Origin of the sequence: Cellulomonas pasadenensis, from assembly GCF_047229365.1 — a bacterium.
In the GTDB taxonomy this organism is placed as follows: Bacteria; Actinomycetota; Actinomycetes; order Actinomycetales; family Cellulomonadaceae; genus Cellulomonas.
The window spans coordinates 1-5,613 of record NZ_JBFTEP010000184.1 but is presented as its reverse complement, the minus strand read 5'-3'; the positions used below and the strand labels follow the sequence as shown (position 1 = coordinate 5,613).

At 78.0% G+C, this 5,613-nt stretch carries 6 protein-coding genes and 2 tRNA genes; 2 read left to right on the top strand and 6 right to left on the bottom strand.

Annotated features, from left to right (window positions below; genetic code table 11):
- On the top strand, window positions 1-696 hold a 696-nt coding region (locus tag AB6N23_RS17030), incomplete at its 5' end, for a hypothetical protein (RefSeq protein ID WP_412867166.1).
- A gap of 73 nt (window positions 697-769) precedes the next feature.
- Here AB6N23_RS17030 and AB6N23_RS17025 read toward each other — a convergent pair.
- The 3 genes from AB6N23_RS17025 to AB6N23_RS17015 all read right to left on the bottom strand — a co-directional run bounded on the left by AB6N23_RS17025 (window position 770) and on the right by AB6N23_RS17015 (window position 2,218).
- Window positions 770-842, bottom strand: a tRNA-Arg gene (locus AB6N23_RS17025).
- Window positions 843-930: 88 nt separating this feature from the next.
- Window positions 931-1,506, bottom strand: a complete 576-nt coding sequence (locus AB6N23_RS17020) for a GNAT family N-acetyltransferase (RefSeq protein ID WP_412867165.1) — start codon at window positions 1,504-1,506, stop codon at window positions 931-933.
- A gap of 1 nt (window position 1,507) precedes the next feature.
- The gene (locus AB6N23_RS17015; protein ID WP_412867164.1) at window positions 1,508-2,218 is read right to left on the bottom strand and encodes an alpha/beta fold hydrolase; all 711 of its coding nucleotides are present in this window, start codon (window positions 2,216-2,218) and stop codon (window positions 1,508-1,510) included.
- Window positions 2,219-2,322: 104 nt separating this feature from the next.
- Here AB6N23_RS17015 and AB6N23_RS17010 point away from each other — a divergent pair, with 104 nt between their 5' ends.
- Window positions 2,323-3,375 (top strand): helix-turn-helix transcriptional regulator, encoded by a 1,053-nt coding sequence (locus AB6N23_RS17010; RefSeq protein ID WP_412867163.1) that lies wholly within the window; start codon window positions 2,323-2,325, stop codon window positions 3,373-3,375.
- On the opposite strand, the gene AB6N23_RS17005 is transcribed toward AB6N23_RS17010, so the two are convergent.
- The 3 genes from AB6N23_RS17005 to AB6N23_RS16995 form a co-directional block, all read right to left on the bottom strand.
- A tRNA-Ser gene (locus AB6N23_RS17005) sits at window positions 3,357-3,446 on the bottom strand. The genes AB6N23_RS17010 and AB6N23_RS17005 overlap by 19 nt on opposite strands.
- An 81-nt stretch (window positions 3,447-3,527) precedes the next feature.
- Window positions 3,528-4,805, bottom strand: coding sequence for a threonine/serine exporter family protein (locus AB6N23_RS17000; protein WP_412867167.1), 1,278 nt, complete (start codon window positions 4,803-4,805; stop codon window positions 3,528-3,530).
- 171 nt (window positions 4,806-4,976) lie between these two features.
- A partial coding sequence (locus tag AB6N23_RS16995; protein WP_489672011.1) for a hypothetical protein occupies window positions 4,977-5,613 on the bottom strand: 637 nt, incomplete at its 5' end.

Sequence of the window (5,613 nt, the reverse complement as noted above, 5' to 3'; positions counted from 1 at the left end):
CCGCCGGACGACGCGGCGCCCCCGCCCACGGCGGACCGCGACCCGAGCCCCGGGGCACCGGCGCCCGGTGCGCCGGGCGCCGCGCCCCCGGACGACGGCGCCGCGCCCCCCGTCACGGGTGGCGGTGAGCTGGACCGGTTCCTGGAGGCGTGCACGAGCGACCTGCGCGAGTGGCGTGAGGGCCGGCTGGACTACCCCGCCGTGCTCGAGGTGGACCTCGGTGACAGCGTCACGTACTCGGCCGTGCTCGACGTGTCCGACGACCCGCCCCCGGAGCCCCAGGCGCCGGGCCCCTCCCCGACGTCCGCACCCCTGCACGTCCGGTGCGCGGTCTCCGCACGCCTGGTCGCGCTGGGCGACGGCCTGCACGTGGTCGACGAGGCGTGGGTCGACCGGACGTTCACCCCGTCCGGCGTCGTGGGGTGGTCGTGGGAGGTGCGCGCCGACGAGCCCGGTGACGACGACGTCCGCATCGAGCTGCGCCCCGCGGTCGCCGTGGGGGACGACGTGGTCCTCGGCTCCGCCGTCGCGGAGTACGTCACCGCGGTGGACGTGCGCACCCCGTTCGTGCGGTCCCTCGGCGACTGGTGGTCGCAGTACTGGGCGACCGTGGCGCTCGTCGCGGGCGGCGTCGGCGCCGCGGTCCTCGGCGTCCGGAGGTGGTGGGGCCAGCTGCGGTCCGGCACCGGTGGCTGACGCGGCCGCCGCGGTCGTCCGAGGGACGACGAAGGCCCGGCACCGTCACGGTGCCGGGCCTTCGACCCTGCTGCGCGCCCGAAGGGACTCGAACCCCCAACCTTCTGATCCGTAGTCAGATGCTCTATCCGTTGAGCTACGGGCGCGTGGCCGTTGCGGGCCGCAGAGAACATTACAGGTTCCGGCGCCCGGCCCCAAACCCGAGAGGGCCCCGGCGCCCGACTGCGACGGACGTCACGCCGGCGCCGCCACGGGTCCGACCGTCCGGGACACGACGTGCGCGTGCTTGCCGAGCTGCCGCCCGCGCGCGAACCCGAGGCTCTCGAACAGCTCCACCGTGCCGCTGAACAGGAACCGGCCCTGCGCCTCGCGCCCCTCCGTGACCTCGGCGATCGCCTCGACCAGCCCGCCGCCGGCCGCGGCGACCTGCGCCAGCGCACCCTCGACCGCGAGCCGCGCCAGGCCCTGCCCGCGGTGCCGCCGGTCGACGTACACGCAGGCGATGCGCCAGTCCGGGTGCGGCGGCGGCTCCTGCACGTACGCGCGGCGGTGCTTGATACCGGGCAGCTCGTCGGGCGTGCCCCACTGCGCCCACGCCTGCGCGCGCCCGTCGTCGTCCAGGACGAGCGCCGCGTGCGCCGCGTCGTCGAGGACGCGGGCCTGCTTGACCGCGCGGTGGTCGACGCGCTGCCCGCACTCGGGGTGCCAGCCGATGCACCAGCAGCCGCCGAAGACGCCGTTGTTGCGCTCGACGAGCTCCGCGAACGCGTCCCACGTGGACGCGTCCAGCGTGGCGACCCGCGGCGCCACGTCAGGCCCCCGCCGCGGTGCCGGTCGCCGGGGTGCCGGTGGCCGCCGCGTCGAGCAGCGCCGCGAGCTCCTCGGGGCGCGTCACCATCGGCCAGTGCCCGGAGTCGAGGTCGACGTAGGTGACGTCGCGCGCGGCCGCGAGCTCGGGGACGTCGCCGGCGGCGACCCATGCGCGCGCGTCGTCGGGCGTGAACTCCGGGCAGACGACGGTGACGGGCACGGCGTGCCGCCGCGGGTCGCGCAGCCGGACGACGCCCCGCGCGACGCGCTCGGGCACGGGGGTGGTGCGGCCCGCGAGCGCGTCCCGCGCGGCTGCGTCGAGGTCGGCGGCGTCCGCGCCCTCGAACGGCTCCCACCCGGGGAACGGCACCCACCCGTCCACGACCGGGAAGAAGTCGGCGTACGTCCCGCCGTCCGCGGACGGGAAGCCGCCCACGAGCACGACGCGACGCACGGCGTCGGGGCGCGCGTCGGCGGCCAGCCACGCGAGCGTCGCGGCGGCGGAGTGCCCGACGACCACGGGCCGGTCGGCGGCGTCGACGGCCGCGACCACCGCCGCCACCTGGTCGTCGAGGGACGCGTCGGCGGTGGCGGCACCGGTGCCGGGCAGGTCGACCGCGACCGGCCGGTGCCCGCGCCGGCGCAGCGCGTCCGCCACCGCGTCCCACTCCGCGGCGCCCAGCCACAGGCCCGCGACCAGCACGACGTCCATCCGTCCGTCCCTCCGTCGTCCCACGCCGGGCGGTCCGCCGCCCCGGCCTCGTCCCGACCGTAGGACGCCTTCCGGACGACCGGCGTCCGCCTTACCGTCGACACGTGGACGACGTGCCGGACTCCCCGCTCGTCCGGTCGCTGCGCGCGCTCGACGTGCTGCAGCACGCACCGGGCGTCACCGCCGCCGACCTGGCGTCGCGGCTCGGCGTGACGGAGCGCGCGGTCCGCCGGTACGTCGCCGCGCTGCGGGCGGCGGGCGTGCCGGTCGTGTCGGAGCGCGGGCGGCACGGGGGCTACCGGGTGGGCCGCGGGCTGCGCCTGCCGCCCGTCGTGTTCACCGAGACGGAGGCGCTCGCCCTGGTCATGGCCGTGCTGGACGGCTCCCACGCCGCTGCCGACCCCGCCACGCCCGTCGGCTCGGCGCTCGGCACGGTCATCCGCGCGCTGCCCGAGCAGGTGGGTCGCGCGGCCGCGACCGTGCGGTCGCACGCGGCGCTCGCCGCCGACCCCGACCGCGTCGCCACCGACCCCGCCACGGCGGGCGCGCTCGTCACGGCCGCGGCGCGGCACCGGCGGGTGGCGCTGCGCTACCGGCAGCCCGGTGGCGCGTCGTGGGACGCCGAGGTCGACCCCTGGGCCGTGGTCGTGCGGCACCGCCGCTGGTACCTGCTGTGCCACTCGCACCGCGCCGGCGCGACGCGTGCGCTGCGCGTCGACCGGGTCGAGGCGGTCACGGTGCTCGACGCGCCCGCGTCCGTGCCGGCGGGGCTCGACCCCGTCGCCGTGCTCGAGCGGCACCTCGGCGCGGGCTGGCCGCACGCGACCCACGTGACGTTCCACGCGCCGTACGCCGCCGTGGCGCCGTGGGTCCCCGCGTCGACGGGCCACCTGACGCCCCGGGACGACGGGGCGCGCTGCGAGCTGCGGGGCAGCACCAACGACCCCGACGCGTACGCGGCCGAGCGCCTCGCGCCCGTGCCGTTTCCGCTGACCGTGCACGGCGGGCCGGAGCTCGTGGCCGCGGCCGGGCGGCTCGCGCGGCGGTTCGCGGCGGCCGTCGACGCGCCGCCGGATGCCCGCGCCGGGGACGACGAAGGCCCCCACCGGGCGGTGCTCGGTGAGGGCCTTCGCGCGAGCGGAGACGGTGGGATTTGAACCCACGGAAGGGTTGACCCCTTCACGGCCTTAGCAGGGCCGCGCACTAGACCTGGCTATGCGACGTCTCCAGGACGAGCACAGGCTACCCGGCGCCGGTCGCGGCGCCAAAGCGGCGTCCGGCGGCGGGGCCGGTGTCCCGTCCGGGTGCGTCAGTGCTCGAAGCCCCACTCGCGGTCGGTGACCATCCGCGCGACCGCGAGGCCCACCGCGAGCGCGGTCACGACGAGCGCCGCGGGCACGCCGTGCTCGAGCGCCTGCGTCACGTCGCCGTTGCTCAGGTGGTAGACGGCCCGGTACGCGGGCACGCCCGGCACCATGATCGTCACCGCCGGCACGTACACGGTGACGCGCGGGATGTTCAGCCGTGGCGCCGCCCACGCGGCGAGCAGCCCGACGACGAACGCCGCCGCCGCGGCCGCCGCCTGCGGCGGCCACGCGAGGTCCTGCACGGCGGCGATCCGCAGCACGTTCGGCACCGCCGCGACGCCGGCCGCGACGAGCGCCATCGTCCAGGGGCTGTTGAACATGAGCGCGAACCCGAGCACGCCGACGAACGACGCGAGCACGCGCAGCGTCTGCAGCAGCACGGGGTCGAGCTCCGCCGCGCGCGGCGGGTCGGGGCTGAGGCCGACGGCGACCGAGACGGCCCACACCGCGAACGCGGCGGACACGAAGATCATCAGCGCCCACGTCAGGCGTGCGACGCCCGCGGACAGGTCCAGACGGGCGAGGTCCAGCGCGCCCGTGACCAGGGGGAACCCCGGCACGAGGAACAGCGCGGCCGCGACGTACCCGGTCTCGTGCGCGCCGTCGGCGATCCCGGCGAGCTCCAGCAGCGCGACGAACGCGAGGTAGCCCGTCGCCGCGAGCGCCGCCGCGAGCATCGTCACGCCGAACTGGTTGTAGCCGCGGTGCAGCAGCGTGCGCCGCAGCCCCTGCCCGAGCCCCGCACCGACCAGCGCGCCGAGCACCTCGACGGGTCCGCCGCCGTTGAGGAACGCGAACGCCGCGCACGCCACCGCCGCCCACAGCGCGTTGAGCCACACCGGGTACAGCGGCGGCTTGGCGGCGATCCGGTCGACCTCCGCGTCGACCTCCGCGACGTCGACGGGCGCGTACGCCTCGACGCGCTGCGCGAGCCGCTCCAGCTCGGTCAGCCGGTCCGTGTTGACGCCGACGCTGCGCACCTCGGTGACCTCGGTGCGGAACGAGCGGCCCTGGTGCGACGTCGTCGTGATCTCCGTCAGCGTCACGTGCGCCTGGTGCCGCTCGACGCCGAGCGCGTGCGCCACCCGCGCCATCGACGCCTTGACGCGGTACGAGCCCGTGCCGGCCGACAGGCTCAGCCGGCCCACGCGCAGCACGGCGCCCGAGCGTCGGATGAGCGCGAGCTCGGCGTCGTCCGGTCCGGTGGGCACGGTGCCCATCATGACGGCGGTCCGCGCACGGACGTCGGGACGTCCGGCCCTGCGGGCGTCCCGCCGGACGGGACGGCTGGGGCGGCGACCTGCGCGGTCCCCGGGACCCGGCACGTGAGCGGGACCGCGCGGGGACGTCGTCCCGAGCCGGGCCCGGGCACCGGGACCGGCGGGGGCGGGTCAGTCGTCGGTCGTCGCCGCGAGGGCGTCGGCCGCGTCCTGCTCCAGCTCGTGCGCCCGCTCCGTGGCACCCCGCGCGCGCTCGAGCTCACGGCGGACCGCCCGGAGTGCCTTCTCGCACTCGTGCGCTGCGGCGCGCGCGGCGACGACCGCCTCGTCGGCGGCGGGCAGCGCGGCGCGGGCCTCCGCGAGCCGGCGGCGGACCTCGCTGAGCCGGCGGACGAGCTCCTCCTCCGTCCGGTACGCCTCGGCGGAGGCCTCCTCCGCCTCCTCGAGCGCGGCCGCCGCCTCCTGCTCGGCGCGCGACGCGTCGTCGTGGCGCTGCTGCACCCCGGCGAGCTCGGCGTCCGCCTCCGCGCGCACCGCGACCGCCTGCTCGTGCCGCCGGCGCAGCCGCTCCCGCTCGCGCCGCGCGCGCTCCTCGGCGGCCTGCCGCTCGCGCTCGGCGGCCTCCTCGCGCGCCCGCTCGGCGGCAGCCGCCCGGGCGGCCTCGCGTCCCGCCGTCGTCCCGCCGTCGTCGTCGGCCCGGTCGTCGTGGTGACCCGCACCGTCGTCGCCGCGCTGCCCGCCGGCGCGTCGGCGCGTCCGCCCGGCGGCCGACGGCCCGTCGGTCCGGTCTCTGATACACATCTCCGAG

Coding starts and splice junctions, on each gene's coding strand:
- AB6N23_RS17015 (WP_412867164.1), bottom strand. CDS start 2,218: ATGGACGTCGTGCTGGTCGCGGGCCTGTGGCTGGGCGCCGCGGAGTGG.
- AB6N23_RS17000 (WP_412867167.1), bottom strand. CDS start 4,805: ATGGGCACCGTGCCCACCGGACCGGACGACGCCGAGCTCGCGCTCATC.